The sequence below is a fragment of the Nonomuraea sp. NPDC050022 genome, from assembly GCF_044460705.1.
In the GTDB taxonomy this organism is placed as follows: Bacteria; Actinomycetota; Actinomycetes; order Streptosporangiales; family Streptosporangiaceae; genus Nonomuraea.
Genome location: NZ_JBITKE010000020.1, coordinates 149,127 through 175,972 on the forward strand (window position 1 = coordinate 149,127; position 26,846 = coordinate 175,972).

27 protein-coding genes and 2 tRNA genes are annotated in these 26,846 nt (G+C 68.4%); 8 read left to right on the forward strand and 21 right to left on the reverse strand.

What is annotated here, in order from left to right; translation table 11 throughout:
- Positions 1–19: 19 nt before the first annotated feature.
- Genes ACIBO2_RS54590 through deoC form a run of 4 tightly spaced genes read right to left on the reverse strand, consistent with a single transcriptional unit; the run spans position 20 to position 3,410 of the window.
- On the reverse strand, positions 20–868 hold the full coding sequence (locus tag ACIBO2_RS54590) for an aldehyde dehydrogenase family protein (RefSeq protein ID WP_358553193.1): 849 nt from the start codon (positions 866–868) through the stop codon (positions 20–22).
- Positions 861–1,055 (reverse strand): hypothetical protein, encoded by a 195-nt coding sequence (locus ACIBO2_RS54595; protein ID WP_358432328.1) that lies wholly within the window; start codon positions 1,053–1,055, stop codon positions 861–863. The genes ACIBO2_RS54590 and ACIBO2_RS54595 overlap by 8 nt, the downstream gene beginning before the upstream one ends.
- Positions 1,048–2,478 carry an aldehyde dehydrogenase family protein gene (locus tag ACIBO2_RS54600; RefSeq protein WP_357959305.1) on the reverse strand — a complete coding sequence of 477 codons (1,431 nt, stop codon included), beginning with the start codon at positions 2,476–2,478 and terminating at the stop codon, positions 1,048–1,050. Before ACIBO2_RS54600 ends, ACIBO2_RS54595 begins: the two co-directional genes overlap by 8 nt.
- A 2-nt stretch (positions 2,479–2,480) precedes the next feature.
- A complete protein-coding gene (deoC, locus tag ACIBO2_RS54605) occupies positions 2,481–3,410 on the reverse strand; it encodes a deoxyribose-phosphate aldolase (protein ID WP_358553191.1) in 930 nt (309 codons plus the stop codon).
- A 195-nt stretch (positions 3,411–3,605) separates the two neighbouring features.
- Here deoC and ACIBO2_RS54610 point away from each other — a divergent pair, with 195 nt between their 5' ends.
- Both ACIBO2_RS54610 and ACIBO2_RS54615 read left to right on the forward strand, forming a co-directional pair.
- A complete protein-coding gene (locus tag ACIBO2_RS54610; RefSeq protein ID WP_358553189.1) occupies positions 3,606–3,752 on the forward strand; it encodes a hypothetical protein in 147 nt (48 codons plus the stop codon).
- Positions 3,753–4,045: 293 nt separating this feature from the next.
- On the forward strand, positions 4,046–6,901 hold the full coding sequence (locus tag ACIBO2_RS54615; protein WP_397305005.1) for an ATP-binding protein: 2,856 nt from the start codon (positions 4,046–4,048) through the stop codon (positions 6,899–6,901).
- Between the two features lie 215 nt (positions 6,902–7,116).
- Here the strand turns inward: ACIBO2_RS54615 and ACIBO2_RS54620 are convergent, their stop codons facing one another.
- On the reverse strand, positions 7,117–9,384 hold the full coding sequence (locus ACIBO2_RS54620; protein WP_397305006.1) for an ATP-binding cassette domain-containing protein: 2,268 nt from the start codon (positions 9,382–9,384) through the stop codon (positions 7,117–7,119).
- 55 nt (positions 9,385–9,439) lie between these two features.
- Here ACIBO2_RS54620 and ACIBO2_RS54625 point away from each other — a divergent pair, with 55 nt between their 5' ends.
- Positions 9,440–10,228 (forward strand): TetR/AcrR family transcriptional regulator C-terminal domain-containing protein, encoded by a 789-nt coding sequence (locus tag ACIBO2_RS54625; RefSeq protein WP_397305007.1) that lies wholly within the window; start codon positions 9,440–9,442, stop codon positions 10,226–10,228.
- Here ACIBO2_RS54625 and ACIBO2_RS54630 read toward each other — a convergent pair.
- From ACIBO2_RS54630 to ACIBO2_RS54665, 8 genes are all read right to left on the reverse strand, one after another.
- On the reverse strand, positions 10,225–10,791 hold the full coding sequence (locus ACIBO2_RS54630) for a TMEM165/GDT1 family protein (RefSeq protein ID WP_397305008.1): 567 nt from the start codon (positions 10,789–10,791) through the stop codon (positions 10,225–10,227). The genes ACIBO2_RS54625 and ACIBO2_RS54630 overlap by 4 nt on opposite strands.
- A 223-nt stretch (positions 10,792–11,014) precedes the next feature.
- A complete protein-coding gene (locus ACIBO2_RS54635; RefSeq protein WP_358553177.1) occupies positions 11,015–12,049 on the reverse strand; it encodes a UDP-N-acetylmuramate dehydrogenase in 1,035 nt (344 codons plus the stop codon).
- A gap of 49 nt (positions 12,050–12,098) precedes the next feature.
- Complete coding sequence (locus tag ACIBO2_RS54640; RefSeq protein ID WP_358553175.1) at positions 12,099–13,130, reverse strand: hypothetical protein; 1,032 nt, start codon at positions 13,128–13,130, stop codon at positions 12,099–12,101.
- Between the two features lie 167 nt (positions 13,131–13,297).
- A complete protein-coding gene (locus ACIBO2_RS54645; RefSeq protein WP_358553173.1) occupies positions 13,298–13,726 on the reverse strand; it encodes a MaoC family dehydratase in 429 nt (142 codons plus the stop codon).
- Position 13,727: 1 nt separating this feature from the next.
- Positions 13,728–14,177 (reverse strand): MaoC family dehydratase N-terminal domain-containing protein, encoded by a 450-nt coding sequence (locus ACIBO2_RS54650; RefSeq protein ID WP_358553171.1) that lies wholly within the window; start codon positions 14,175–14,177, stop codon positions 13,728–13,730.
- Between the two features lie 287 nt (positions 14,178–14,464).
- Positions 14,465–14,629, reverse strand: a complete 165-nt coding sequence (rpmG, locus tag ACIBO2_RS54655) for a 50S ribosomal protein L33 (protein WP_019632658.1) — start codon at positions 14,627–14,629, stop codon at positions 14,465–14,467.
- Positions 14,630–14,699: 70 nt separating this feature from the next.
- Positions 14,700–14,773, reverse strand: a tRNA-Met gene (locus ACIBO2_RS54660).
- Positions 14,774–14,986: 213 nt separating this feature from the next.
- A complete protein-coding gene (locus ACIBO2_RS54665; protein ID WP_397305009.1) occupies positions 14,987–15,466 on the reverse strand; it encodes a GntR family transcriptional regulator in 480 nt (159 codons plus the stop codon).
- Positions 15,467–15,598: 132 nt separating this feature from the next.
- Between ACIBO2_RS54665 and ACIBO2_RS54670 the strand changes: the two genes are divergently transcribed.
- Complete coding sequence (locus tag ACIBO2_RS54670; protein WP_397305010.1) at positions 15,599–16,219, forward strand: hypothetical protein; 621 nt, start codon at positions 15,599–15,601, stop codon at positions 16,217–16,219.
- Positions 16,220–16,364: 145 nt separating this feature from the next.
- Here ACIBO2_RS54670 and ACIBO2_RS54675 read toward each other — a convergent pair whose 3' ends face one another.
- The gene (locus ACIBO2_RS54675) at positions 16,365–16,733 is read right to left on the reverse strand and encodes a DUF6247 family protein (protein ID WP_397305011.1); all 369 of its coding nucleotides are present in this window, start codon (positions 16,731–16,733) and stop codon (positions 16,365–16,367) included.
- A gap of 837 nt (positions 16,734–17,570) precedes the next feature.
- Between ACIBO2_RS54675 and ACIBO2_RS54680 the strand changes: the two genes are divergently transcribed.
- Complete coding sequence (locus ACIBO2_RS54680) at positions 17,571–18,206, forward strand: DUF6082 family protein (RefSeq protein ID WP_358553163.1); 636 nt, start codon at positions 17,571–17,573, stop codon at positions 18,204–18,206.
- A 379-nt stretch (positions 18,207–18,585) separates the two neighbouring features.
- Here ACIBO2_RS54680 and ACIBO2_RS54685 read toward each other — a convergent pair whose 3' ends face one another.
- A complete protein-coding gene (locus ACIBO2_RS54685; RefSeq protein ID WP_358553161.1) occupies positions 18,586–19,440 on the reverse strand; it encodes a hypothetical protein in 855 nt (284 codons plus the stop codon).
- Positions 19,441–20,270: 830 nt separating this feature from the next.
- On the opposite strand from ACIBO2_RS54685, the gene ACIBO2_RS54690 reads away from it, so the two are divergent.
- Positions 20,271–20,822, forward strand: coding sequence for a hypothetical protein (locus ACIBO2_RS54690; RefSeq protein WP_358553159.1), 552 nt, complete (start codon positions 20,271–20,273; stop codon positions 20,820–20,822).
- On the opposite strand, the gene ACIBO2_RS54695 is transcribed toward ACIBO2_RS54690, so the two are convergent.
- The 5 genes from ACIBO2_RS54695 to ACIBO2_RS54715 form a co-directional block, all read right to left on the reverse strand.
- Positions 20,796–20,868: transfer RNA gene (locus ACIBO2_RS54695), tRNA-Thr, on the reverse strand. The genes ACIBO2_RS54690 and ACIBO2_RS54695 overlap by 27 nt on opposite strands.
- Positions 20,869–20,936: 68 nt before the next feature.
- A complete protein-coding gene (locus ACIBO2_RS54700) occupies positions 20,937–21,140 on the reverse strand; it encodes a transposase (protein ID WP_357959209.1) in 204 nt (67 codons plus the stop codon).
- A gap of 97 nt (positions 21,141–21,237) precedes the next feature.
- Positions 21,238–22,101 carry a phosphotransferase family protein gene (locus tag ACIBO2_RS54705; RefSeq protein WP_397305012.1) on the reverse strand — a complete coding sequence of 288 codons (864 nt, stop codon included), beginning with the start codon at positions 22,099–22,101 and terminating at the stop codon, positions 21,238–21,240.
- 44 nt (positions 22,102–22,145) lie between these two features.
- Positions 22,146–22,652, reverse strand: coding sequence for an NlpC/P60 family protein (locus tag ACIBO2_RS54710; protein WP_358553155.1), 507 nt, complete (start codon positions 22,650–22,652; stop codon positions 22,146–22,148).
- Between the two features lie 91 nt (positions 22,653–22,743).
- Positions 22,744–23,751 (reverse strand): GH25 family lysozyme, encoded by a 1,008-nt coding sequence (locus ACIBO2_RS54715; RefSeq protein WP_358553153.1) that lies wholly within the window; start codon positions 23,749–23,751, stop codon positions 22,744–22,746.
- Between the two features lie 249 nt (positions 23,752–24,000).
- Here ACIBO2_RS54715 and ACIBO2_RS54720 point away from each other — a divergent pair, with 249 nt between their 5' ends.
- Together ACIBO2_RS54720 and ACIBO2_RS54725 are read left to right on the forward strand one after the other, a co-directional pair.
- On the forward strand, positions 24,001–25,014 hold the full coding sequence (locus ACIBO2_RS54720; protein ID WP_358553151.1) for an ATP-binding cassette domain-containing protein: 1,014 nt from the start codon (positions 24,001–24,003) through the stop codon (positions 25,012–25,014).
- Entirely contained in the window at positions 24,995–25,738 is a 744-nt protein-coding gene (locus ACIBO2_RS54725; protein WP_358553149.1) for an ABC transporter permease, read from the forward strand. Before ACIBO2_RS54720 ends, ACIBO2_RS54725 begins: the two co-directional genes overlap by 20 nt.
- A gap of 3 nt (positions 25,739–25,741) precedes the next feature.
- On the opposite strand, the gene ACIBO2_RS54730 is transcribed toward ACIBO2_RS54725, so the two are convergent.
- A complete protein-coding gene (locus ACIBO2_RS54730) occupies positions 25,742–26,845 on the reverse strand; it encodes a hypothetical protein (RefSeq protein WP_358553147.1) in 1,104 nt (367 codons plus the stop codon).
- Between the last annotated feature and the right edge of the window lies 1 nt (position 26,846).

Here is a 26,846-nt window from a genome sequence, read left to right on the forward strand (position 1 = left end):
CATCCCACCCGCCTGACGGTCAGACCCCCATCGGGTGCCAGACCGTCTTCGTCTCCAGGAAACGCGTCATACGAGTCAGGGCCGGGGCCGCCCGCCAGTCCTCGTCCGGCGACGGGCGCAGGACCCGCTTGAGGTTCTCCGCCGCCGCCTGCTCGCAGGTCAGCGCCAGCTCAGCGTCGGACACACCGGTCAGGTCCAGCCCGTTGACGTCCATGTGGGCGGCCAGCCAAGGCGCGAGCTCCCGCTGATGACCCGTGAGGACGTTGACGACGCCGCCCGGCAGGTCCGAGGTGGCCAGCACCTCCGCCAGGGTGATGGACGGCAGCGGCGTCCGCTCGGAGGCGATCACGACGCACGTGTTGCCCGTCACGATCACCGGCGCGATCACCGAGATCAGCCCCACCAGCGGGTCCTCGGGCGCGACGACGGCGACGACCCCCGTGGGCTCCGGCGAGGAGAGGTTGAAGTACGGGCCGGCGACCGGGTTGGCCGTGCCGTGCACGGAAGCGATCTTGTCCGACCAGCCCGCGTACCAGACCAGCCGGTCGACCGCGGCGTCCACGGCCTCCAGCGCCGCCTTCTTGCCGCCGCCCAGCTCCTCGGCGAACTGCGCGCGGCGGCCCTCCAGCATCTCGGCGATCCGGTAGAGGATCTGGCCCCGGTTGTAGGCCGTGGCGCCCGACCAGCCGGGGAACGCCTTGCGCGCCGCCACCACGGCATCACGGACGTCCTTGCGGGAGGCCCGCGAGGCGTTGGCGAGGAAGTCGCCCTTGGGCGAGGTCACGGCGTAGGACCTCCCGCTCTCGGAGCGCGGGAACGCCCCGCCGATGTACAGCTTGTACGTCTTGCGAACGGCCAACCTACTCATCGCCGCGCCCCCTCCGCATGGTCTCCTCCGACATCTCGACCGGCACGAAGACCTGGCCGCACCGGCTCACCCCGCAGCGGTGGGCGTACCAGCCGGTGCGTACGGGCCTTCCGGCGCGGGCGAAGGCGTGGCCGCGCGTGGCCTGCGCCCGCCGCCTACCCCGGCGGGAACGGCGGTGCTCACACATCAAGGTAGGCCTCCAACCCGAGCAGCCCGCCCTCGCGGCCGTATCCGGACTCCTTGTACCCGCCGAACGGCGCGGCCGGGTCGAACCGGTTGAACGTGTTGGCCCAGACCACTCCGGCCCTGAGCTTGTCGGCCATCCACAGGATGCGCGAGCCCTTCTCCGTCCAGATCCCGGCCGACAGCCCGTACGGCGTGTTGTTGGCCTTCTCCACGGCCTCGGCCGGGGTGCGGAACGTCAGCACCGACAGCACCGGGCCGAAGACCTCCTCCCGGGCGATGCGGTGCGACTGGGCCACGCCGGTGAAGACGGTCGGCGGGAACCAGAAGCCCTTGTCCGGCAGCTCGCAGGCGGGCGACCAGCGCTCGGCCCCCTCCTGCTCGCCGAGGTCGCTGAGCGAGCGGATCTTCGCCAGCTGCTCGGCCGAGTTGATCGCGCCGATGTCGGTGTTCTTGTCGAGCGGGTCACCCAGCCGCAGCGTGCCGAGGCGCCGCTTGAGCGCCGTCAGCAGCTCGTCCTGGATCGACTCCTGCACCAGCAGCCGGGAGCCCGCGCAGCACACGTGCCCCTGGTTGAAGAAGATGCCGTTGACCACGCCCTCGACGGCCTGGTCGAGCGCGGCGTCGTCGAAGACGATGTTCGCGGCCTTGCCGCCCAGCTCCAGCGTGAGCTTCTTGCCGGTGCCCGCGACGGTCCGCGCGATGATCCGGCCGACCTCGGTGGAGCCGGTGAAGGCCACCTTGTTCACGTCGGGGTGGGCGACCACGGCGGCGCCGGTCTCACCCGCTCCGGTGACGATGTTGACGACACCGGGCGGCAGGTCGGCCTGCTGGCAGATCTCCGCGAACAGCAGCGCCGTCAGCGGCGTGGTCTCGGCCGGCTTCAGCACCACCGTGTTGCCGCAGGCCAGCGCCGGGGCGATCTTCCAGGCCAGCATGAGCAGGGGGAAGTTCCACGGGATGACCTGCCCGGCGACACCGAGCGGCCGGGGGTCCGCGCCGAACCCGGCGTACTCCAGCTTGTCGGCCCAGCCGGCGTAGTAGAAGAAGTGCGCGGCGACGAGCGGCAGGTCCACGTCACGCGACTCGCGGATGGGCTTGCCGTTGTCGAGCGACTCCAGCACGGCCAGCTCGCGGGCGCGTTCCTGGATGATGCGGGCGATCCTGAACAGGTATTTGGCCCGTTCGGTGCCCGGCATCGCGCTCCAGACCCCGAACGCCTTGCGCGCGGCCTGTACGGCCCGGTCGACGTCGTCGGAGGAGGCCGTCGCGACCTCCGCCAGCTTCTCCTCCGTCGCCGGGTTGATCGTCTTGAAGGCGGAGCCCGAGCCGTCCACGAACTCGCCGTTGATGAACAGCCCGTACGACGGCTTCAGATCGACGATGTCGCGCGACTCGGGCGCCGGTGCGTATGCGAAGGTCGCCATCATCAGTCCAAGGTGAAGTAGTCGGGGCCCGCGTAACGGCCGGTGGTCAGCTTCTGGCGCTGCATCAGCAGGTCGTTCAGCAGCGACGACGCGCCCAGCCTGAACCAGTCGGGCGACAGCCAGTCCTCGCCGGCGCTCTCGTTGACCAGCACGAGGTTCTTGATGGCGTCCTTGGTGGTGCGGATGCCGCCGGCCGGCTTCACGCCGACCTGCCGGCCCGTCTCGTCGCGGAAGTCGCGCACCGCCTCCAGCATGATCATCGTCACCGGTGGCGTGGCGGCCGGGGCCACCTTCCCGGTGGAGGTCTTGATGAAGTCGGCTCCGGCCAGCATCGCCAGCCAGGACGCCCGCCGTACGTTGTCGTAGGTCGACAGCTCGCCGGTCTCGAGGATCACCTTCAGGTGGGCGGAGCCGCAGGCGGCCTTCACCGCGACGATCTCCTCGTACACCTTGAGATAGTCGCCGGACAGGAACGCGCCGCGGTCGATCACCATGTCGATCTCGTCGGCGCCCGCGGCGACGGCGAGCGCGGTGTCGCTCACCTTGACCTCCAGCGAGGAACGCCCGCTCGGGAAGGCGGTCGCCACGGAGGCGACCTTCACCCCCGAGCCGCGCAGCGCGCCGGCGGCCACGGCCACCAGGTCGGGATAGACGCAGACGGCCGCCACCCGGGGCGCTCCCTCGCCGGGGTGCATCGCCTTGGTGCACATCGCACGGACCTTCCCGTGCGTGTCCGCGCCCTCGAGCGTGGTGAGGTCGACCATCGAGATGGCCAGGTCGATCGCCATGGCCTTGGCGCTGGTCTTGATGGAGCGGGTGCCGAGCATCGCCGCTCGCTGGTCCGCGCCGACCCGGTCGACACCGGGCAGGCCGTGCAGGAATGCTCGCAGCGTCGCGCCGGACGAGCCGACGTCGGCGAGCGAGGTAGTCACAGTTGACACCTCCACAGGATCGCCGACCAGGTGGGCTACGTCCAAACCGGATCTCTAAGGCGGCATCGGCGCCCCTCCTAGGTACTCCCTGGCCTGGAGTTTCCCGGGAGATAGGGCATCCGCCCGATGTGGCGGTAGGGGCCTTAGCCCGAACCTTAAGAGTGTCAGCAAGACACAAGAAGGAGACACACCACCATGAGTCCCGAGATCGAATACCAGATCATGAAGAGCCACGTCAACGAGCTGCGCCAGGCGGCCGCGCGACACCGTCAGGTACGCGAGGCACTGGAGGGCAACAAGTCCGAGCGCCGCTCGGTGTTCGGCAAGCGCCGCTCCTCATGACCGCCCCACAAGCGCCCGGCCGCACCCTCCCTCGCGGCCGGGCCACCGTCCCTCCCTAGCAGCGCCTTCCTGAGGACCCCGACCACGACGGACCGCCTTCCTCCTCTCCCCCGAAGGGGTACCTCTCCGAAGGACCCCGACCACGACGGACCGTCACACGGGATCGGGACGGTCGGTGTGACGACTCCCCGGGAACCCCCATTTGCGGCCACCGCCCCAGCGGGCCAAAGCCGCTTATCAATCCGCCCTAAATGCGTCGAAAGCGGCTGGTGAGGCATGACATGCTGGACGACATGCTGGGACGTTCGGTAAGTCCCGTCTTCGTGGGGCGGGAAGAGGAGCTCACGGCCCTCTCTCAAGCCTTCGACGAGGCCCGGAAGGGCACCGCGACAGCAGTGCTGGTCGGCGGTGAGGCGGGAGTCGGCAAGACCCGGCTGGTACAGCGCTTCGCCGAGCAGGCGGCGCGGAGCGGCGCTCATGTGCTGTACGGCGGGTGCGTCGAGCTCTCCACGGAGGGCTTGGCCTACGCGCCGTTCACGGCTGCCCTGAGGCAGCTGGTCAGGGAGCAGGGCACCAGCCAGATCGCCGCGCTGCTGCCGGGCGGCGCCGAACGCGACCTGGCCCGGCTGCTCCCCGAGTTCGGCGAGCCCAGCGGCGACGGCGAGACCGACACGGGCCGGGCGCGCCTGTTCGAGCAGTTCCTGACGCTCCTCCAACGACTGGCCGGCAACCGGCCGACGATCCTGCTCATCGAGGACATCCACTGGGCCGACCGGTCCAGCCGCGACCTGATCGCCTTCCTCAGCCGCAACCTCGGCACCGCGCAGATATTGATCGTCATGACCTATCGATCTGACGATCTGCACCGGCAGCATCCGCTCCGGCCGGTACTCGCCGAGCTGGGCAGGGTGAGCAGCGTGCTCAGGCTCGACCTGCCCCGCCTGTCCAGGGACGAGGTCGCCCTGCAGATGGCCGGGATCCTCGGCATCGACCCCGACTACCCCAAGGTGGAGAAGGTCTACGAGCGCAGCGAGGGCATCCCACTGTTCGTCGAGGCCCTGCTGGACTGCGGCGAGGACTGCGCGTTCCCCGAGTCGATGCAGGACCTGATACTCGGCTCGGTCGAGCGGCTGCCCGAGGAGACCCAGCGCGTGCTGCGTATCGCCGCCGCGGGCGGCATCAGGGTCGGCCACGCCCTGCTCGCCGCGGTCAGCGGCCTGTCCGACCTGGAGCTGGAGGCCGCGCTGCGGTCGGCCATCGCCGGGAACGTGCTGCAGATCGCCGACAACCGCGCCTACGTCTTCAGGCACTCCCTCATCCGCGAGGCCGTACACGACGAGCTGCTGCCCGGTGAGCATCAACGGCTGCACTCGCGCTACGCCGAGGAGATCTCCCGCGACCGCAAGCTGGTGCCACCGGGCCGGGCCGCCGTGGAGCTGGCCCACCACTGGTACGGCGCGCGCAACGACCTCTGGGCACTGATCTCGGCCTGGGAGGCGGCGCAGAAGTCGTTCGGAGCCTTCGCGTACACCGAGGCGATCCCGCTGCTCGAACGGGTGCTCATGCTGTGGGACCGGGTACCGGACGCGGCCGAGCGCATCGGCGCCGACCACACGGCGGTGCTCGAACGGGCCAGCGAGGCCGCCCTCGCGGGCGGTGAGCTCGACCGGGGCATCAAGTTCGTCAAGGCGGCCCTGGCGCAGCTCGACGAGACCCAGGAGCCGGCCCGGGTCGCCACGCTGATCGTGCGCTGGGCCAACCTCAAGATCTACAAGGGCAAGACGGGCGTCGTCGACGACTTCCAGCACGCGCTGCGTCTGGTGCCCGAGCCGACCCTGGCCCGCGCGAGCGTCATCATGCCGATGAGCCAGCACCTGATGCTCCGTGGCGACGTCAAGGAGGGCACCCGGCTCATCGAGGAGGGTCTGCGCCTGAGCCGGGATCTCGGCGACAAGTGCCTCGAAGGAGACCTCCTGCTGAACCTGGCGCTCGGCCACTCCATCGACGGTGACACAGAGGCGACGCTGGCCACCAACCTGCGCGCGCTGGAGATGGGCCGCCAGGAGAGCTCGGGACGGCTCATCGCGCGGGCGATCGGCAACAACATCGACGCGCTGAGCGACCTGGGGCGCTCCGAGGAAGCCCTCGCGCTGGCCGACGAGGGCTGGCAGCTGGCCAAGCAGTACGGCCGGATGCGGGTCAACGGGCTGTTCATCCTCCTCAACAGGGCCGAGGCGCTGGAGGCCATCGGCCGCTGGGACGAGGCCCTTGAGACCATCGGGCAGGCGCTCAGCTTCGGTCCCGTGCTGCGCACCCACAACCACCTGCTCCGCGTACGCGCCGACATCGCACTGGGCAGGGGCGAGCTCGCGGTCGTCGAAGGCATCCTGGCGGAGCTGGGCGTGCTCAAGGAGCGGCCCGAGGAGTTCTTGCAGGACATCACTAACAGCACCCGGCTGCGCATCGGCTGGCATCTGTTCAAGGGCGAGTCGCTGGCCGCGCTGGCCATGACCGAGCACATCCTGTCGCTGTCGTCACAGTCCCCCAAAGCCATGCTGGGCTGGCGGCGGCTGTCCCTGCTCACCCTGGTCTGCGACACCGCCGAGGAAGCCGAGCCCGACCGGGTCCGCGCGGTGCGCGAGCAGGCCGCCAAGGTGGCCGCGAACCTCAAGGTCAGCGGGCCGGTGGCGGAGGCGTACAAACTGACGTACTCGCGCGACTTCGACGCGGCGGCGGCCGCCTGGGAGCGCCTCAAGCGCCCGCACAACCAGGCCAAGGCCCTCGTCAGAGCGGCCACCGCGGTGGCGCGGTCGGGCGACAGGGAAGGCGCGGCGACCCGGCTCGCCGTGGCCGCGCCGCTGGCCGCCGCGCTGCGGGCGAGGCCGCTGATCGACGAGATCGAGGCGCTCTCCCGCCGTGTCGGCGTCGTCCAGCAGCAGGCGACCGTCCCCGAGCTGCTCACACCACGCGAGACGGAAGTGCTGCGGCTGGTGGCGCTGGGCCGTACGAACCGGGATATCGCCGCCGAGCTGTTCATCTCGGCCAAGACGGTCAGCGTGCACGTGTCCAACATCCTGGCCAAACTTGGCGTGACCACCCGAGGCGAGGCAGCCGCGGCCGCACACCGTCTCTGCCTGCTGTCCCGGTAGGAGCGAGTCTGACCGGCTTCCTCTTCTCCCCTGAAGGGGTATTCCTCCCGAAGGACCCCAGCCACGACGGACCGCCTCCCTCTTCTCCCCCGAAGGACCCCAGCCACCCACGGACCGGTTTCTTCCGCTCCCCCGGAGGGGGTATCTCTCCTAAGGACCTCAGCCACCACGGACCATCACAGGGGCCGAGACGGTCGCGTCACGGACCTACTCCCCTAGGAGGCCAGGTCCCGGCGCAGGAACTCGGCGGTGTGTGAGCCGGTCGCCGCCAGCAGATCGCGCGGCGTGCCCTCGAAAAGCACCTGGCCACCCTGCCCACCGCCCTCGGGCCCGAGGTCGATGACCCAGTCGGCGTTCTTGACCACGTCCAGGTTGTGCTCGATGACCACGACCGAGTTCCCGGCGTCGACGAGCCGGTCCATGATGTCGAGCAGTCGCTTCACGTCCGACATGTGCAGGCCGGTGGTCGGTTCGTCCATGACGTACACGGTGCCGCTCTTGTGCAGTTCAGTGGCCAGCTTGATGCGCTGGCACTCGCCGCCCGACAGGGTGCTGAGCGGCTGGCCGAGCGTGAGGTAGTCGAGCCCGACGTCGTTGACCGCCCGCAGCACCCGCCTGAGCTTCGGCTGCGGGAAGAACGCGTACGCCTCGGCCGCCGTCATCTCCAGCACGTCGCTGATCGACTTCCCATCCAGCTTGTGCTCCAGCACCTCCGGCCGGAAGCGCCGCCCCTGGCAGTCCTCGCAGGTCGACTTCAGCCCGTCCATGAACGCCAGGTCGGTGTAGATGACGCCGAGCCCCTGGCAGGCGGAACAGGCGCCCTTGGAGTTCGGGCTGAACAGCGAGGCGCTCACCGAGCCGGCCCGCGCGAACAGCCGCCGGATCTCGTCCAGCATCCCGGTGTAGGTGGCGGGGTTGGAGCGGCGCGAGACGCTGACGGCCGACTGGTCGATGACCACCGCCTCGGGGTGCCGGCTCAGGAACACGTCGTTGACCAGTGTGCTCTTGCCGGATCCCGCGACGCCCGTCACGACGGTCAGCACGCCGGCCGGGATGTCGACGGTGACGTCCTTCAGGTTGTGCGTGCTCGCGCCGGCGATCGTCATCGCGCCCGTGGGGCGCCGGTAGTCGGTCTTCAGGGGTAGTCGCCGCTTCATGTACCGGCCGGTCAGGGTGTCGGCCTCGGGCAGTGCCGCCGCGGTGCCCTCGTACACCACCTGCCCGCCGTGCGTCCCGGCGCCGGGGCCGATGTCCACGACGTGGTCGGCGATCCCGATCACCTCGGGGTCGTGCTCGACGACGATGACCGTGTTGCCCTTGTCACGCAGCTTGCGCAGCAGCGTGTTGAGCCGTTCGACGTCGCGCGCGTGCAGCCCGACGCTCGGCTCGTCGAAGACGTACATCATGTCCGTGAGGCTGCTGCTGAGGTGCCGCACCATCTTGACGCGCTGTGACTCGCCGCCCGAGAGCGTGGCGGTCTCGCGGTCGAGACTGAGGTAGCCGAGACCGATCGTGACGAGGTCGCGCACCCGGTCGATCAGGCTCGCCACCACAGGGGCGCCCACCGGGTCGGTGAACCCGGCCAGCACCTCCACGAGCTCGGTGGCCTCCATCGCGGCGAGCCGGGCGATGTTGAAGCCGTCGATCTCGCAGCCGAGCACGTCCTGGTTGAGCCGGGCGCCCGCGCACAGCGGGCAGGTGGCCGTCGTGACGTACTCCTGGAAAAGCCGGCGGTTGGCCTCGGACATCTCGGCGACGTCCTTCTTGATGTACAGGCGGGTGAACCGCGCCACCAGGCCCTCATAGCTGGAGTTGATCGTGCCGCCCTGCCACTCCAGCGGCACCTTGGTCTGGGCGCCGTGCAGCAGCGTCGCCCATTCCCGCTCGTCGTAGTCGGCCAGCCTCTTGTCGTTGTCGAACAGGCCGGAGTTGGCGTAGATCTTCCAGTACCAGGTGCCGACGGCGAAGTGCGGGTGCAGGAGGGCCCCTTCGTTCAGCGACCGGGACCTGTCCAGGAAGACGTCGAGGTCGAGCGCGACCGTCCTGCCCAGGCCCTCGCATTCGGGGCACATGCCCTGAGGATCGTTGAACGAGAACGCGTTGGAGTAACCGACGAACGGCTTGCCGACCCGCGAGAACAGCAGTCTCAGCAGCGAGTAGATGTCGCTGATCGTGCCGACGGTCGAGCGCGAGCCGCCCCCGAGCCGCTTCTGGTCGACCACGATCGCGGCGGACAGGTTCTCGATCACGTCGACGTCCGGCTGCCCGTACTTCGGCAGCCTGTTGCGGGCGAAGGCGGTGAAGGTCTCGTTGAGCTGACGCTGCGCCTCGGCGGCGAGGGTGTCGAACACGATGGACGACTTCCCGGACCCGGATACGCCGGTCAAGACGGTGATCTGCCCCTTCGGGATGCTCAGGGAGATGTCGCGGAGATTGTTCTCGCGCGCGCCGATGATCTGGATACGGGACGTCTGCAACGCCACTCCTCGCCCTCGATAAACTCCGTACGTCGTACATCGTACTATGTACGAAGTTAAGTTGAGTGAGAAGATGGATGACGTGCCGCCCACGATCGCCCGGACCAGCGCCGGAGACCCCGCCCGCACCATCGAGCTGCTCTGGCGGCAGCCGGGAGCGCGGCCGGCGCAGCGCGGGCCACGTCAGGGCCGCACGGTCGACGAGGTCGTCGCGGCCGCGATCGCCGTCGCCGACGAGGAGGGCCTCGACGCCACGACGATGCGGCGGGTCGCCCAGATTCTCGGGATCGGCACCATGTCGCTCTACACGTACGTGCCGGGCAAGGCCGAGCTGCTCGACCTCATGCTCGACACGGTCCTCGGCCAGATGCCCCGCCCCGACCTGTCAGAGCTGCCGTGGCGGGCGCGGCTGGAGGCGGTGGCGCGGGCCAACCTCACGGTGTACGAGGAACACCCGTGGATGCTCGCCGTGTCCACCACGCGCCCGCCGCTCGGCCCGGGGGTCTTGGCCAAGTACGAGCATGAGCTGCGGGCTTTCGAAGGGCTCGGCCTGGGCGACGTGGAGATGGACGCCGCCCTGGCCTACCTGCTCGGCTTCGCGCACTCCTCCGCCCGCTCGGCCGCCGACCAGCGGGCCGCCCAGAGCGAGGCGATGACCGACGAGCAGTGGTGGGCCGTCAGCTCTCCGCTGCTCGCCCGCGTCTATGACGAGGCCGCCTATCCGACGGCCAGCCGGGTCGGCGCGGCCGCCGGAGCCGCCAACAACGCCGCTTACAGCGCTGACCACGCCTACGAGTTCGGCCTCCAGCGCGTCCTGGACGGCCTCCAGGTCCTCATCGAACGACGCTAAACGACCGCATCGACCAGCAGCACGATTCCGAAGATCGCGAACACGGCGGCGGCACCATACCTGATCGCCTTCTCCGGCAGGTGCTTGCCCAGCAGGCGCCCCACCACGATCGCGAGGGCGTCGGCGGCGACCATGCCCACCGTGGAGCCGATCCAGGTGCCCAGCCAGCCGTGCTGCGTCGCCAGCGTGATGGTGGCCAGCATGGTCTTGTCACCCAGCTCGCTCAGGAAGAACGCCACCGTCACCGCGACCACGGCGTTCCTGGTGGTACGCCGGGCCTTGCTCGACTCCTCGTCCGTCAGCTCGTCACCGCGCAGCGTCCACAGGGCGAAACCCAGGAAGGCGAGGCCGGCCACGACGGAGATGGCGGTGGTGGGCAACGCGTCGCCGATCAGTCCGCCCACCGCGACGCTGACCAGGTGCACGGCGGTCGTCGCGATCGTGATGCCGGCCAGCACCGGCCAAGGCTTGAAACGGGTGGCGAACGTCATCGCCATGAGCTGGCTCTTGTCACCCATCTCGGCCACGAAAATGACCGCGAGGCTGATCCAGAACGCTTCCAACTGTCCTCTTCCGCGCGACCGAGCCGGAAGCAGGCACCCAGGGAGTTTTCGGGCACGACTTCGGCCCGGCAGCGTCTTGATCCATAGCTACCAGGCCGAAGGTCTCGTCCGCCCGTACAGGCCCGCGTGACCGGGCGCGCTAGCGCGCCAGCATGTCGATCACGCGATTGGGACTACTCCCCTTCGGTAATTCCGAACAACCATAACAGCGGCCCTCAGGGACCTATTCCAGCGAGCAGCCGACCAGCACCGGCTCGTTGACGAGCGTGACGCCGAACTTCTCCAGCACCCCGTCACGCACCTCCCCGGCCAGCAGCAGCAGATCGGCCGTGGTGCCCGTGCCGTTGGGGTTGGTCAGGGCCAGCGTGTGCTTGGTGGAGATGCGGACCGGGCCGCGTTCGTAGCCCTTGGGGTAGCCCGCCTGCTCGATCAGCCAGGCGGCGGGCACCTTGACCGCGCCGTCCGGCATGTCCCAGCGCGGATGGCCGGGGGCCCGCGCCGCCAGTTCCTCGGCCTCGGCGGCCGTCAGGATCGGGTTGGTGAAGAACGACCCGGCGCTGCGGGTGTCGGGATCGGCCGGGTCGAGCACCATGCCCTTGCCGCGCCGCAGCTCCAGCACCGCTCGACGAGCCTGGTCGAGCGGCACGCGGGCGCCCGGCTCGACGCCGAGCCGGGTGGCCAGTTCCTGGTAGGCCACGGGACCCGACAGCTCCGAGACGTCGAGCGCGTACGTCACGCCGAGCACCACATGCCGCGCCAGATCCCGCTTGAACGCGCTGTCGCGGTAGGAGAAGCCGCACTGCCGCGCCTCCAGGTCGACCACCTGCCGCGTCTTGCGGTCGTAGGCGCGTACGCACCTGATGGTCTGGGCCACTTCCTGGCCGTAGGCACCGACGTTCTGGATCGGGGTCGATCCCACGAGCCCCGGAATGCCGGACATGCACTCGATGCCGGACCAGCCTTCGGCCACCGCGCGAGTGACCAGTCCGTCCCAGTCCTCGCCCGCCTCGACCGTGACCAGCACCTCGTCGCCGTCACGGGAGACGGACACGCCCTGGGTGACGACCCGGATGACCAGCCCGTCGAACCCCTCGTCGGCGACCACCAGGTTGCTCCCGCCGCCGAGCACCAGGGTGGGCTGGGCCTGCCGGTCGGCCTCGGCCACGAGGGAGACGAGGTGCTCCGCCGTACTGGCCTCGACGAATTCGCGGGCGGGGCCGCCCAGCCCGAGGGTGGTGTACGGCGCGAGGGTCTCCATGGGGCACAAGCTTATGAGGCCCTCGGCATGCCCAGCACCTTGTCCTGGTTCACCCGTCCTGGCGTAGGCGGCGTACCGGAAGGCGGTCGGAGGGCACGACCAGCTCGCCCTTGAGGGCCATGGAGAGCTCCAGGTCGGCGTTTTTCCCGTCTGGGGCATCCTCGGGCAGCGCGCCGATCGCGGCCGACCTGCGTACCGCCATCAGGTCGCCGCGCAACGCGCGCACGCGCCCCGGTCCCGCCTCATGCCACCCCGCGCCGATCAGCTGCCGCTCCAGGCCGCCCTGCGGTGCCTCCGTATCGTCCGGTGGCGTCACCGAGCCCTCCGGCGGTCGCTCCAGGCCGTGCCACCCCGCCGCCACCGCGCCGTCCGCGACCGCCGCGACGAGCGGCGTAAGCGCGTCGCCGGTCAGTACGACCGAGGTCTCCATCAGCACGTGCACCTCGGACCTGTCGAGGCGCAGCAGCTTGGCCCGGCAGGCGCCCCACGTGGCCGAGCCGCCCTGCCAGTGCGGGGTCTCGGCCACCCGCCACTCGGTGATCCGGTCCGGATGGCGCAGCGCCAGCTTGTGCAGCACCTCGCCGGCACCGTCCACGTCTCCCAGGTCGAGGGCCAGGACATGGGCGTCGGTGTGCTCGAGCACCGACTCTATGGACGCCCGTACATCATCCGGCCGGCCGTCGACGATGAGACTCACGGACGCCGTGACGTCGGCGGTCGCCACCCGCTGCCGCTCGTCGGCGACGCCCGCCGCGTCGAGACGGTTGGCGGCCAGGGTTCCGTCCCAGACGCGCTGGGCGTGCAGCATGTCGTCGCCCGGGTCGCCCCGCTGCTCAGGGTCACCGGAGAAGCCCAGCTCGTCGGCGGGATTGGCGCGAGCGCCTCTCGCCCTGGCCCCCGCGGTGCCGACACCCGTCGCCGCGCCCGCGCCGCCGGTCGTGTCGCGGCCCGTGCCGACGGCGCCCGCCACGTCCTCGGTCCTGACGGGACCCAGGTGGCCGGGCGGCTTGTCGGTCACCGCGGAGACCGGGATCGATTCGACCGTGGGCCAGATCCTGCCTTGGTGCGGTGCTGTATCCATAGGGTGCCGCGTACCCGAGAGCCGCCCCGCCTATCATCCCGCCCGGCTCATCCCGCCCGGCTCATCCCGCCGGGCTCGTCCCGCCGGGCTCGTCCCGCCGGGCTCGTCCCGCCGGGCTCGTCCCGCCGGGCTCGTCCCGCCGGGCTCGTCTCGCCGGGCTCGTCGCGCTACGCGAGTTGAACCACTGCGCGGGCCTTGGACAGCACCCGGGTGTCGCCCGCCCTGGCCGTCAGCCCGACGACCACCCGCTTGTCCGGCAGCTTCTCCTCCACGACGCCACTGATGGTGATCGTCGCGCCTTCGTCGTCATCGGGCACGACCACCATCGAGGAGAACCGCACCCCGAAGTCGACCACCGCGCCGGGATCGCCGACCCAGTCGGTGACGAACCGGCCGCCCTGCGCCATCGTGTACATGCCGTGCGCGATGACGTCAGGCAGCCCCACCGCCTTGGCGAACCGCTCGTTCCAGTGGATCGGGTTGAAGTCGCCCGACGCCCCCGCATACATCACCAGGTTGAGCCTGCGGACGTCGTAGCCGGTGGCCGGGATCTCGTACCCGACCTCGATCTCGTCGTACTTCACCGTGGCAGTCATCTCAGGCCGCCCCTCCGCGCTCGACGATCGTGTTGTACGTGGTGCAGACCGGCTCACCGGAGACCGTGGCGATGTCGCTTCTCACCGTCAGCAACTCGTTGCGACCGGCGCTGCGGATGTCGGTGATCGTGGAGCTGGTGACGAGCTCGTCGCCGGCGTAGATGGGGCGGACGTACTCAAAACGCTGCTCGCCATGGACCACCATGGCCAGGTTCAGGCCGAGGTCAGGATCGGCCAGCGCCTCACCGCCGCTCTGCAGGCTGAACACGATGGGGAAGGTCGGCGGCGCGACCACATCGGGATGCCCGGCGGCCTGGGCGGCGTCCCGGTCTCGGTAGATCGGATTGCCGTCACCGATCGCGGCGGCGAACTCCCTGATCTTCACCCGGCTGACCTCGTACGAGGACTTGGACGCGTACGTCCGGCCCACGAAGTCGCGGTTCAAGGCCATCTGTGCTCCCTCGCATGTCCGTTACGCAGACGCTAACAGAACAAGGTTCGGCTGTCGCCGGGATGACCACGACTTTGCCGCAGGGACGACCGGTGAATTCCACCGCGGTGACGGCTGGCGGATTGCCCACCGGAACGACCGACGGAGACTGCCGCAATGACACCCGACGGCTTCCGCCACCGGGACGACCAGCAGACACGACAAACCGGCGCCCTGGTGCAGGACGCCGGTTGTGCGTTGGGTAAGGCCAGGAGAATGCCCCCGGCGAGACCGCGCTCGGAAAAGAGCTAGCGGGTCTCGCGGTGCGCGCGGTGGCAGCGGCAGTTGGGGCAGTACTTCTTCAGCTCAAGCCGATCCGGGTCGTTGCGCCGGTTCTTCCGCGTGATGTAGTTGCGGTGCTTGCACTCCTGGCAGGCCAGCGTGATCTTCGGCCTAACGTCGGTGGCAGCCACGTGGGAGTGCCTTTCTACGTTTGGGACTGGGACATGCCCAAGCCCAGGTCGGCGACCTGGGGAGGGGCAGTAGCGGAGGCCGGACTTGAACCGGCGACACAACGATTATGAGCCGTTTGCTCTGCCTGACTGAGCTACTCCGCCTTTGAGCCGGACGAACGACCCCGGCCCGTAGAGGATACCTGACCTGGGGAGCACATACGTAATCGACCAGCTCGCCCAGGCTGGCCAGCAAACAACCCTAGCAGCCGGGGTACGGCGGGCAAAATCCACGCACAATGGCAAGGCAGGAGCGCGATCTCGCGCCAACCCCCAAGTGCGCGGATCTCCACTTTACCGGCGGGCATGACCTCGACCTCAGGCCTTGGGCCAGTCCTTGCGCGCCGCCACGTACGTGCCGCGCATCGGCACCGTGAACACCCACCCCTGCTCGCGCAGCAGAGCGACCGCCCGCCTGACAGTGCCCTTCGCGAGGCCGTACTGCTGCATGAGCGTCGTCTCGCTCGGGATCGGGAAGTCAGGCCGGAGTTCGCCAGCGCGGATGCGTTCGGCGATCTCGGCGGCAACCCGCTGGTAGGGCGACGTCGTCTCGGTGACGCGCGGCTGGTCTTCGGGGCCGGCGAACGAGCCGATCCCGCGGACCGTGTAGACCAGACCGTCATCTCGCAGCGTGCGGATGGCTTTCGTCGCGGTGATGCGCGACACCTCGAACTCGGCGACGATCTGGTGCTCGCTGGGGATGGCGTGGCCAGGCGGGATCGCCCCGCTGGCGATGCGGCGCCTGATCTCATTGGCGACCTGCTGATATATCGGCACAGGCCCCTCACGGTTGAGCACGCTCGCGACGATAGATGAGCTATCTCATGCCCTATTGTTCCACTACATGCTCCCTGTTGATCGAAGTCAACCATCTAACTGATTTATAGCAAGCCATAGACCAGATAGGGCAAGTGGACGTACGGTCAAGGCATGGCTGCTCCTGAACCCGCGCCTGACCTCCTCCTAATGACCTCGACCGCCCTCCGGGTGCCGCACGTCGTCGCCTACAGCGAGGAGACCGTCTCGCTGGCTCTGACCGTCCTCGTCGACGCGTGGGCGTTGAGCGGGCGGCGACTGTCGTACATCGACCCTGCGGCGAGCGACTGGGGCCTGGGCGTCCTGTGGGCCCGGCAGCAATCGCACCGCCTCGGGAGACCCCAGTACGACGAGCTGCACACGCTGCGGCAACGGGAATGCATGCTGCACCGACTCTGCCAGGTGTGCGCCAAGCCCGCGCTGGACCCCGATACCGGGCGCCTCTCCTGGGTTTTCCACGAGACGGTACACGCCGCGTCCGGTCACCTCAGCAAGCCGCCGACGTGCCTGCGGTGTATCCCCGGGGCGCGAGCCGCGTGCCCGCGCCTCCGGCAAGAGGCCCACGTCTACACTTCGCCCGACTATAAGCCGTGGGGTGTGAAGGGAATCGTCTTCTCCTCCGGCTGCCCGGCTCGCCAGGACGTCCCGCTGACCGACCACGCCACGCTGGAATTCACGCTCGCCAGGGCCCTCATCGTGCACGTATCGGATCTGCGGCCCGAGTCGGCCCCATAGACAGCCCGGCCTTCCACCTGGAGGGGACGAGCGAAGGCCGAGCCTCACAATCACACGATGTAGACGAGCCGCCGTCGCTCCATCACGACATACGTGACGATGCCCGAGTGGCCGAACGGGAACTCAACGGCGACGCCAGGCGAGCCTACTGGCCGCGTTTGATACGTTCCCGAGTTTGGCGGTCAACGGCGTCATCCCACCGTGTGGCGCCAGGCGGGCGTTCTCCCCGCTCGGAGTACTCCGCTGCGCGCTCTCCAGCCTGGAGGGTCTCCGCGTACTCGTCTGGGTCGGCCTTGAGGACGGCGGTCATCCACCAGCGCGTCTGGAACTCCTGAACGGGTGCCAAATCGTAGGAGACCTTCGCCTGGTCCAGCGCAGTCCGGTATTCGCGGTCGAACAGCGCGTGGTCCTCGGCCGGCAGCGCGGCACGGATGGCTTTGGGGCTGCGGTCATCCTTGAGCGATGCCCGGACCTGCTCCGGCGTACGGCGTGTGTCGTGCGGCTGAGCGCTCACCACCTGCCCTCCTCTCGCTGCCCTTCGAGGGCACCGACCCTACCGGCATTTGGCACGCGAGCGAGGAGGACCGAAGTCCTCGGATTCCCAACTAGACCAGTGGGTTGATCAAGGTCATCGCGCATAACGAGAAACGCCCGACTCCGCGATTTCACGGGTAGGGCGAATTGCCTTGTCAGTGTGCCAGGGCCGAAGCGTTCTCATGTCGTAAGACCGAGTTGTTGGAGTCCGTCGGCGGGGTGGCTGCGGTAGTGGTCGGTGGCGGCGGCGATGTTGGTCCAGCCGATGAGGCGAGCCAGGCCGATGGCCGCAACGAGCCTCCAACGAAGCCGGAGCGCTTCAGCAAAGCGGCACGGACACTTCGCGAGGATGGCCGAGACGGTAACCAGGCTGACCAGATGCGCTCCCGAGACCCGGGCTACGTCCAGGGCCTTCCGCGAGGAGCGGATCATCTTCGGCGACTTCGCGTAGTTGGCTGGTGCCCGCGTGCCCGTACTGGACGGTCTCTTCCGCCCACGCGTCGCCCTGTCTACGGGGCCGTACGGACGGAGTGGAGGTTCTCGTCCAACCCGGCACCTTCATAGCCTTTCCTCCATACCGACGTGTGGGATGTGGCGCCGCGCATCACCGTACTCATACGGCAGCAAGACCGTCGACCAAAGCGCGGCTTGTCGCGCGGAAGCAATCGTGACCTGCTGGCAGGTGGAGAACCATCACCGACAGCAGGAGGGCAACATGTGGAGACGCGCATCACGAGCGGTTGTCGTAGCACTCATTCTCATCGTCATCCTCGCGGCCGGGGCTGCTTTGGTGCTCTCGCCCGTTACTCTGAGGGGGATGGCTGATCTTGCTTCGCCAGAGCAGTGGGAACTGCTGAGTCGGGTAGGCCAAGCGTACGGGCCGGTCGCCACCCTCGTCAGTGCTGCGGGACTCGTCGGGGTCGCCATGTCGGTCGCCGCACAAGCCCGGATCACACGCATAACAGCCGAGCAGGGGCTCATCACCCGCCAGTTCGAACTCAGCCGCCTCGTGGCCGAAAATCCCGCCCTCATCCAAACGGAGGGCGAGATCTGGCGAAGCCACGACGACGACTTCCACTACCAGTCGATGCTCCTGCTCCATCACTGGCTCACCCACTGGCGGACCATGTACGCCCTCGGACTCCTCACTCCAGCCAAGGTACGCCTGGAAGCCAGCGCCATCTTTCGCGGCCAAGTCGGCAGAGACTTGTGGATCAGGAATCGTGAAGGCTACTGGACAGACGCGAACCGACGGGAGCGACAGTTTCTCCGTCTGATGGATGAAGAACTAAACAAGGTTGAAGGCACCCCGGCTCGCCCCACCGTGACCCCTAGGAGCCTCGATGAACGAACCCGGACGCGCGCCATCATGATCACGTCAGCAGCGCTGGTCGGGTTCGGAATTCTGCTAGGCCGAGGCAGCACTCGTCCACACTCGCCATGGCGGCGGTGACAAGACGTGGCGGGTGGATCGCTGGTGCCGCGAGGCCAACAGCGCACGGCCCACAAGCGTGATGCATGTACACATCCTGGCGCCGGGTATAGCCGCTACCGTCCTCTCGAACAACGGCTGCTAGCGACCTTCGCCGACGCCGTCGGGCTTCCCCGAGCAGGTGGATGTCGTCGGGCTGGTGTACCACCGGACCACGTTCATCACCGTCCGACGCGCAGCCCTGACGCTCCGATCCGGAAGGGGAGGATGTGGCGGCTTTCGGCCCGCCTATCATGGAGCACACGCCGCCTCCACGCATGCACCGGATTCACCAAGCAGGGTCGTATCTGACCGCTCAAGAGTGAGGTGAGCAAACCGCCGGAAGACGATCCTTAACCGGTCACTGTTCGCCGGGCGATGTGGCTTCATCACCGAGCTTGACCGAGCCGAGGAGGATGCCGCGGAGCACGTCGCTGGCAAGCGTGGCCCGCTGTTCCGGCTCCAGTTTCTCGATCCTGTGCAGCAGTCGCTCGGCCGCGAGGTAGCGGGAGAACTCCAGCGGCTGGCCGAAGTACGAGCGCAGGTGCGCGGCCGAGCTTTCCTGCGAGCGGACGAACGTCCGACTGATGTAGGCGGCAAACGTCGTCGCCACCGCGCCCAGCGTCCCGGCGACGATCGCGCCAGTGGTGGTCCGGGCGAAGAACGCCAGGACTGCGAAGCCGACCAGCAGGATGAACCCGGTCGCCATGGCGATCTGGGCATTGCGGAACGACTGCCGCGCCTGCCCGGTCGCGATCTCGTGGTAGTAGTCCAGCCGCGCGTGGGTGACCTTCCACAAGGCAGGCAGCGTCAACTCCTCAGCATCGGTAAGCTCCCGTTCGGCCTTGGCCAGTTCGCGGCGGGCGGCCTGTTCGGCGGCGGTTGTGCCGGAGACAGGCACGCGGGAGATCGGGTTGGAGAGTCGCTCTGCGGCTTTCACCCAGGGAGCGATCTCACGCGGTGAGAGCCCGAGAGCGGGAAGCAGGAGCCGTAGTGACGGCGTATTGCCCACATACGTGGTCGAAAGCATGCCTTGTAAAGACGCCTCGCTCAGCCCGGATCGTGACGCTACCTCGCTGATCGACAGCTTCGTCGTCTTGTGCAGCATGCGCAGCGCGTCCGCGAACTCCTCGTCTGTTGAGATCTCATCTGGAGAGATCGACTCGCTCGTGTGGTCGTCGCCCGCTGCAACGTCCGGTCCAATCGCGTCGCCCATACAGGGATAACGTCCGAGCACGGCGTTTCGCTACGCCGAGACACGCTCGGCAGCTCGCGCTGGCAGGGTGTCCGGCATGGCGCATGTCCACCTGTGGTGCTGGCACTGCGACGAGAAGAATCTTGTCGAGGGCGAGTCCTGCGACTGGCTGCGACACGATCGAGGTGCCGGAGAAGCGGGACAACTGGAACTGCGGCGCCGAAAACTCCACCCTCGACAACGATGACTAGGTCACGTCCTTTGCGGGCGGTGCGCTACGAATCCCCGGCAGAGGCATACGTTCACCGCGCCTGGATCGCCACCCAAACCGCCGCCCTGGTCGCTCATGGTCTTGGTGAGGAAACCTGACCCTGCTGCCATCCTGCCCCAGCGTAAGAGCGCCAGCGCTCTCTGCAGCACTGCCTCCACGGCGCGGAGACGTTCGGGGATGACGCCCGCCGAGGTGCGGCAAATAACTGCGATCGTTCGTGGGCTGGACGAACGCCTGGACACTCTCGAACAGCGGGCACAGGACATCACCGAAGCTGAAGCCAGGAGTTGCAGTCGTCAACTCGGCAGCGTGGGGACCCCGCCGCGGACGGCCGCTATCCGGGCAGTAACGACCAGCGGGGCCGCGAGAACCACCCGGTGCTGGTCGAGCTCGACAGCCCATGGCCGGGGTGCCGATCCCGGCCTGGCCGCGCGCCGTACCGGGTCAGCCGTACGAGCGCCCACCGATGCGCGGCTATCAGCGGCGGCCGCTGCATCTCGGAGTGAACACTGCCTCGCCGCGGCCGGATCTGGTGGTGTTCGCGATCGGCTGAGGGGTGCCCGAGGGCGAGGCGCATGCGATGACCCGGCAGCAGATCATCGACCGGTTCTTCCGGTCGCAGTACCTATCGGAGGCCGCGCCGGTCGCCTCGTGGGTGCCGATCCAGGACGGCTTCACGCCGCACCAGGTGCGTACCACGCACAGCACGCTGCTGCACGACCCGGGGACGCCACTGCGGCTGCGCGATGACCGCATGGGGCAGATCTCGCCGGAGATACGCGGGATGCGCCTCGCCTACGCCGGCATCCTCACCCAGGGGCGGGTGGATCTCCGGGCGGCCCTGCAGGAGGTGTGGGAGCAGGCGCTCGCCGAGCCCGCCTGGCTCGGTCTCCGTTCGCCGGTGGCGATGCTGGACGACTTCCTGGCTCCGTTCCGTGATGGCCGCAGAACGCCGATCCCGCCGTTCACACCGGGCCGGGGAGGTGGTCGAGTTGCGGTCGCGGGGCGCCTGACAAACCAAGGTCATCGCACTTTCGTCGCACTCAATCAAGAAAGCCCAGTCCGAGATGATCTCAGACCGGGCGTTTTCGCTGTTCAGTGTGCGAGCCCCCAAACGGAATCGAACCGTTGACCTTCTCCTTACCATGGAGACGCTCTGCCGACTGAGCTATAGGGGCCTGTCCGGCGCTGCGGACAGGTGTAACCATACACGGCCCTCAGCGATGACGCGAACTCGTCAGCCCCACTAGCCGACCGCCTCGTAACCCCGCTGGAACGGCAGCTCCACGACCTCGCAGAGATCGGCCAGATCGACGTGCCGGGCCACCTCCGCGACCGACACGCAGTCGGCGACGGGAACCCCGTCCCTGCGCACGCGGAGCACCTGTCGCCCGTCACGCTCGGCGAGAACGACCTCGTAGCCGTCTAACCCAACCCATCGCCTGTCCATAGCGGCACACAGTAGCTCCTGGGTCTCTCAATTTCCGATAGGCGACATGCGTTACACGCCATACCGAGTTGCTACTGCGGTCCTTGCGTCGACGCATCTAGGTTGCGATGAGTGCCGATTCGATGCCGGACACAAGCTCGTGCAGCCAGTCCCCGCCGCACTCGTACTCCCACACGAGTGCCAGCAGCATGTAGAGCAGTCGGTGGTTGGCCATGTGCGATGGCGCGTCGAGTGGAATGCCCGCGGGGAAGTACGCGTCGAGCATCGCACGTTGCAACCCGGGCTCGCGGAAGTCCATCCTGGCCAGGTCCAGCCATGAGCTGGCGGCACCGCAGTCCGCCCAGTCGATGATCCCCTCGATCCGGGACCCGACCGATAGGACATGCCGCGGGTGGAGATCACCGTGCACGTACACGCAGGGCTGATCCCACCGAGTACCGTCCACGAGGAGATCCCGACATCGGGAAAAGAGCGTCGGGGTCAAGATCCCGGCATTGGCGACAAGGCCGAGTCGATCCGCCAGCCCCGCGACCTGATCAGCCCAGGTTCCCTCACCTGCGCATGGTGGCGAGCCGGACGCCTCCTTGAAAAAGCCCGCTCCCTTCACAGGAAGAGAGTGCACGGTACGCAGCAGCCGTCCCACCTCGGACGCCGCCTTGAGCGACGCGACCCCCGGCTCGCCAGAGACGAGTCGCGTCACCAGGTACGGAGTCTCCGCGTCCGCCGCACCGGCGATGACCTGGGGGACCGGAACGCCCCTCTCCGACATGGATCGCAAGGCCCATAACTCCACCTCGACTTCACGCGCGGCGGCGGCCTTGAAGACAGCGCGTGCCCCGGACTCCAGGGTCACTGCGGCGACCGTGTTGGCCGCGAATCCAGACAGCGGCTCATACCCTGTCACGCGCTGGGACAGCAAGCGCTGGATCACCTCACCATCGATGCGCCTGGCATCGCTCACGACTACCGGCCTCCTCTCACTCCCGTGGACCGTACACACTGAGGTCAGTAGCGGTAGAAGCCCGCGAGGTCCTTGATCCGTCGGATGTCGTCGACGCGTACCGAGGCTCCCGTTTCGGGGGCGTTCATCATCTTGCCGTGGCCCAGGTAGACGCCCACGTGGTGGGTCTTAACGGTGTTTTTGGTGATTTTTCCGAAGAAGACGAGGTCGCCTGGTTCGGCCGAGCCGACTCGACGCAGCCTGCGTACGTGGGCGTCGGTGGTGCCGGGGCCGAGTACGTCGGCGCCGAAGGCTCGGGCGTACACCCACCTGGTGAAACCCGAGCAGTCGAGCCCCCGGGTCTTGGCCGCCGGGCAGGGGCGCGTCTTTCCCCGGTAGCCCAGGCAGGTGCCCTTCGACGGTCCCGGATCCGTAGCGTGGCCGCCTCCCCAGGAGTAGACGACGCCCCGCTGCTCGATCTCGTACGCGATTCTGACGATCGCCGAAGGGGCGGGGAACCGCAGGAGCGGCACCGACGCGGTGGCGGTCAGCAGGATGAGGGCGATCGCCACCCAACGCCATCCCGATGCCGCCGCTAACCCTCGCAACCTAGGCATCGGGATTTATTCTGCGTTATCGGGCGGCCCGGCGAGCAGACCAGGTCTATCGGGCAGTGAGGGTGAGGTTCACCGAGCCGACCGTGACACGTATGCCGACCTTGCCCTTCCCCTTGGTCTTCGAGTTCGTGGTGAAGGTCAGTGTCGTCTTCTGGCCGCGCCCGAGCTCAGCGACGTCGCAGCGCACCGCCGTACCGCTGAAGTCGCAGCCCGGCGCCCGCACCACCCGCTGGCCGCCGAACGCGCGTCCGGACACCTTGACGTGAGTGACGGTGACCGGTCCCGTGTTGGACACGGTGACCGTGTACGTCTTCCGGTTCCTGGCCAGGCCGGAGACCGTCACCTCGGCAGGCGGGTTGGCCAGCTCGGCCAGCTCGTCCTCGGAGCCGTTGAAGGAGTTCTGGCCGCCGGCCAGCGTGCCCTTCTCGGCGGACTGCCAGAACGTGTGCCGCTCCCAGCCCTTGGGCAGCTCACCGGGATCGCCGCCCCATCGGGCCAGCCACAGCGGGTGGGCGCCGAACTTGCCGGAGTCGCCGGTGCACGTCTGCCACCAGGCCCGGGTCGTGTAGATGATCGCCTGGCGGCCGGTCTGCTCCCGGTACTTCGCGGTGAACGACTTGATCCAGCCGACCATGTCCTTGTGCGACAGGCCATAGCAGCCGTCCTTGCCGTTCTTGTCCTTGTACGGGTTCTCCTCCAGGTCGAGCACTCCGGGCAAGGTTCGCCCGTCGATCTTCCAGTCCCCGCCGTTCTGCAGGAAGAAGTCGGCCTGGGCGGCGCCGTCGGACTCGTGCGGCTGCGCGAAGTGGTACGCCCCGCGTAGCAATCCGGCCTCCGCCGCGCCGTCGTACTGCGCGTCGAAGGAGGGATTGCGGTAGTCGGTCCCCTCAGTCGCGTGGACGAACGCGAACTTCCCGCCGCCGGACGCGACGGCCGGCCAGTCGACCTCGCCGGTCCAGTTGCTGACGTCCACCCCGGCGACCCCGTCGGCGGCCCACGCGGTGCCAGTCATCCCGGCCGTGGCGAGCGCCGCCAATAACAACAGACGTTTCACGCGGGAGATCATCGCGGAGCGCCGAGCGGCCTCGCAAGAAATTTCTTATATCGGTATAAAACCGCATTTCAGGGGCCGGAAATTGGTCATCCACAGGGTGTGTACGAGATGGCGTTTCCGCAGGTCAAGTCCATTTATGAACGTCACATTCGCGTTTGCCAAACCGGCTTTATCTGGCTCAAGCTGATTCCGATCCTCAATCGAGCCCCCGACCTGGGGTTTCTTCGCCATGCCCGGAGGAGAACGACCATGATCCACGCCCGGGGACTGACCCGAGTGTTCAAGCTGAAGAAAGAGTCCGTCGAGGCCGTACGCGGCATCGATCTCGATGTGGAGGCCGGCCAGCTGGTCGCCTTCCTCGGCCCGAACGGCGCCGGCAAGTCCACCACCCTCCGCATGCTGACCACCCTGCTGCCGCCCACCTCCGGCACCGCCACCGTGGCGGGCCGGGACATCGCCCGCGACCCCGGCGGCGTACGCGCCCGCATCGGGTACGTCGGCCAGAAGAACAGCGCCGGCGAGAACTTCCGCGTCCGCGACGAACTCGTCACCCAAGGCCGCTGCTACGGCCTGGCCCCCGCGGAGGCGGGCAGGCGCGCCGACGAGCTGCTCGACCTGCTCGAACTGCGGCCGCTGGCCCAGCGCAAGCCCGGCACGCTGTCGGGCGGCCAGCGCCGCCGCCTCGACATCGCGCTCGGCCTCGTCCACCGTCCGGGGCTGCTCTTCCTCGACGAGCCGTCCACCGGTCTCGACCCCAAGAGCCGCGCCGAGGTCTGGGCGCACATCCTGCGGCTGCGTGCGGAGTACGGCACGACGCTCTTCCTGACCACCCACTACCTCGAAGAGGCCGACAGCATGGCCGAACGCGTGGTGATCATCGACAACGGCGAGATCATCGCGGACGGCACGGCGGAAGGACTCAAGAACGACCTGGCCGGCGACCGCATCACGATCACCACCGCGACGGAACAGGAAGCGGCCACGGCCGCCCGGCTGGGCGGCGGCGAGGCGGCGCTCAGGACGGCCGCCGGGATGACCAGTGAGGCGGCCGCCGGGACGACCGGCGAGGCAGCGGTCGAGGTCGAGGGCACGACCGTGCGGCTGCGCGTCGCCAACGCGGCCACGGCCCTGCCCGAATATCTGCGCACCCTGGAGGCGAACGGCGTCAAGGTCGCCACCGCCGAGACCGCCCGCCCGACCCTCGACGACGTGTTCCTCACTCTTACCGGGAGAAGTCTCACCGATGACGACATTCCTTCGTGACACCACGACGGTCTTCACCCGCGAAATCACCCCCGCACTGCGCGAGCCCGTCGGGCTGCTGTTCTCGATGGGGCAGCCGCTACTGTTCCTGATCCTGTTCGGGTCGCTGCTCGATGGGGCGATGGGCTCGTCGTGGCAGTGGTTCGTACCGGGCATTCTCGTCATGATGTGCCTGATGGCGCCCATGTCGTCGGGCTATCTCATGCTGGTCGAGTTGCTGGGCGGCTCGATGGAGCGGCTGATGGTCACCCCGTTGAGCCGCACGGCGATGCTGGTCGGCAGGACGATGAAGGAGATGGCGGTCCTGCTCTGCCAGGCCGTGCTGATCATCCTGCTGGCGCTCCCGCTGGGCTTCCGGCTGTATCCGGCGGGTGTGCTGGGCGGGCTCGCGATGTTGATCGTGCTCGGTGTCGGGCTGGGGGCGCTCTCGTTCGTCCTCGCGATCAAGTCGGCGCCCAGCGGGAACCTGTTCTACGTGGTCACCCAGGTGGTGCTCTTCCCCGTCCTGCTGCTGTCGGGGGTGCTGCTCCCCGTGGAGACCGGGCCCGCGTGGCTGCGGGTCATCGGACAGATCAACCCGATCTCGTACATCGTCGAGGCCCAACGCGCCCTCTTCGCGGGCGACCTCACCAATCTGTCCATCCTGTACGGCACCGCGGCCACCTGCCTCATCGCCGCGATCGGCCTCTGGCTGGGCAACCGGGCGATGCGCCGGGGCGTGTGATTTTCAGGGACTGATCGCCAAGAACAGGAACGCGGCGAACAGCACCAGATGCACGCCGCTCTGCAGCAGCGTCGCCCGCCCCGGCACCACGGTGAGCGTCGTCACGACGAAGGTCAGCCCCAGCAGCACCAGATGCGTGGCGCCGAGGCCGAGCACCAGCGGCCCTTTGAGCCAGATCGAGACCACCGCGATGGCCGGGATCGTCAGCCCGATGCTGGCCATCGCCGAGCCCAGGGCCAGGTTGAGGCTGATCTGGATCTGGTCGCGCTTGGCCGCGCGGACGGCGGCGATGGTCTCCGGCAGCAGCACCAGCAGCGCGATCACCACGCCGACCACCGCCTGGGGCAGCCCGGCCGACGAGACCGCCAGCTCGATCACCGGCGACTCGACCTTGGCCAGGCCGACGACCGCCACCAGGGCCACCAGCAGCAGCCCGAGGCTGATCATGGTGGCCCGCGCCGAGGGCCGCGGCGCATGCTCCTCAGCCGTGCCGGTCGCGCCCTCGGCCGCGTCCTCAGGGGTGACCGGTAGGAAGTAGTCGCGGTGCCGTACGGTCTGGGTCAGCACGAACAGCCCGTACAACAGGAGCGACACCACCGCCGCGAACCCGAGTTGCGCGGCGGAGAAGGCGGGCCCCTTGGCACTCGTCGTGAACGTCGGCAGCGCGAGGCTGAGCGTGCTCAGCGTCGCGACCGTCGCCAGCGCGCCGCCCGTGCCCTCGGCGTTGAAGACCGCCACCTTTCGCCGGAGCGCTCCGCTGAGCAGGGACAGCCCGACGATGCCGTTACAGGTGATCATGACCGCGGCGAACACCGTGTCCCGGGCCAGTGACGCCGAATGCTCGCCACCTGAGATCATCAGGCTGACGATCAGCGCCACCTCGATCACCGTCACGGCCACGGCCAGCACCAGCGATCCGAACGGCTCGCCCACCCGGTGCGCGATGACCTCGGCGTGGTGCACGGCGGCCAGGACGGCGCCGGCGAGCAGCACGGCCACGATGATCACCAGGACGGGCGGGAGTTCACGACCCCATGACAGGGCCAGAGCGAGGAGCGCGAGTAGGGGGACCGCGACCGTCCACTGTCTCGTTATGTAACGAAGCATA

What these genes read in the sequence shown, in the direction of transcription:
- ACIBO2_RS54590 (WP_358553193.1), bottom strand. Translation starts at nt 868, where the DNA reads ATGAGTAGGTTGGCCGTTCGCAAGACGTACAAGCTGTACATCGGCGGG.
- ACIBO2_RS54595 (WP_358432328.1), bottom strand. Translation starts at nt 1,055, where the DNA reads ATGTGTGAGCACCGCCGTTCCCGCCGGGGTAGGCGGCGGGCGCAGGCC.
- ACIBO2_RS54600 (WP_357959305.1), bottom strand. Translation starts at nt 2,478, where the DNA reads ATGGCGACCTTCGCATACGCACCGGCGCCCGAGTCGCGCGACATCGTC.
- ACIBO2_RS54610 (WP_358553189.1), top strand. Translation starts at nt 3,606, where the DNA reads ATGAGTCCCGAGATCGAATACCAGATCATGAAGAGCCACGTCAACGAG.
- ACIBO2_RS54615 (WP_397305005.1), top strand. Translation starts at nt 4,046, where the DNA reads ATGCTGGGACGTTCGGTAAGTCCCGTCTTCGTGGGGCGGGAAGAGGAG.
- ACIBO2_RS54635 (WP_358553177.1), bottom strand. Translation starts at nt 12,049, where the DNA reads ATGGAGACCCTCGCGCCGTACACCACCCTCGGGCTGGGCGGCCCCGCC.
- ACIBO2_RS54640 (WP_358553175.1), bottom strand. Translation starts at nt 13,130, where the DNA reads ATGGATACAGCACCGCACCAAGGCAGGATCTGGCCCACGGTCGAATCG.
- ACIBO2_RS54645 (WP_358553173.1), bottom strand. Translation starts at nt 13,726, where the DNA reads ATGACTGCCACGGTGAAGTACGACGAGATCGAGGTCGGGTACGAGATC.
- ACIBO2_RS54650 (WP_358553171.1), bottom strand. Translation starts at nt 14,177, where the DNA reads ATGGCCTTGAACCGCGACTTCGTGGGCCGGACGTACGCGTCCAAGTCC.
- ACIBO2_RS54670 (WP_397305010.1), top strand. Translation starts at nt 15,599, where the DNA reads ATGGCTGCTCCTGAACCCGCGCCTGACCTCCTCCTAATGACCTCGACC.
- ACIBO2_RS54680 (WP_358553163.1), top strand. Translation starts at nt 17,571, where the DNA reads ATGGCTGATCTTGCTTCGCCAGAGCAGTGGGAACTGCTGAGTCGGGTA.
- ACIBO2_RS54685 (WP_358553161.1), bottom strand. Translation starts at nt 19,440, where the DNA reads ATGGGCGACGCGATTGGACCGGACGTTGCAGCGGGCGACGACCACACG.
- ACIBO2_RS54690 (WP_358553159.1), top strand. Translation starts at nt 20,271, where the DNA reads ATGACCCGGCAGCAGATCATCGACCGGTTCTTCCGGTCGCAGTACCTA.
- ACIBO2_RS54700 (WP_357959209.1), bottom strand. Translation starts at nt 21,140, where the DNA reads ATGGACAGGCGATGGGTTGGGTTAGACGGCTACGAGGTCGTTCTCGCC.
- ACIBO2_RS54720 (WP_358553151.1), top strand. Translation starts at nt 24,001, where the DNA reads ATGATCCACGCCCGGGGACTGACCCGAGTGTTCAAGCTGAAGAAAGAG.
- ACIBO2_RS54725 (WP_358553149.1), top strand. Translation starts at nt 24,995, where the DNA reads ATGACGACATTCCTTCGTGACACCACGACGGTCTTCACCCGCGAAATC.
- ACIBO2_RS54730 (WP_358553147.1), bottom strand. Translation starts at nt 26,845, where the DNA reads ATGCTTCGTTACATAACGAGACAGTGGACGGTCGCGGTCCCCCTACTC.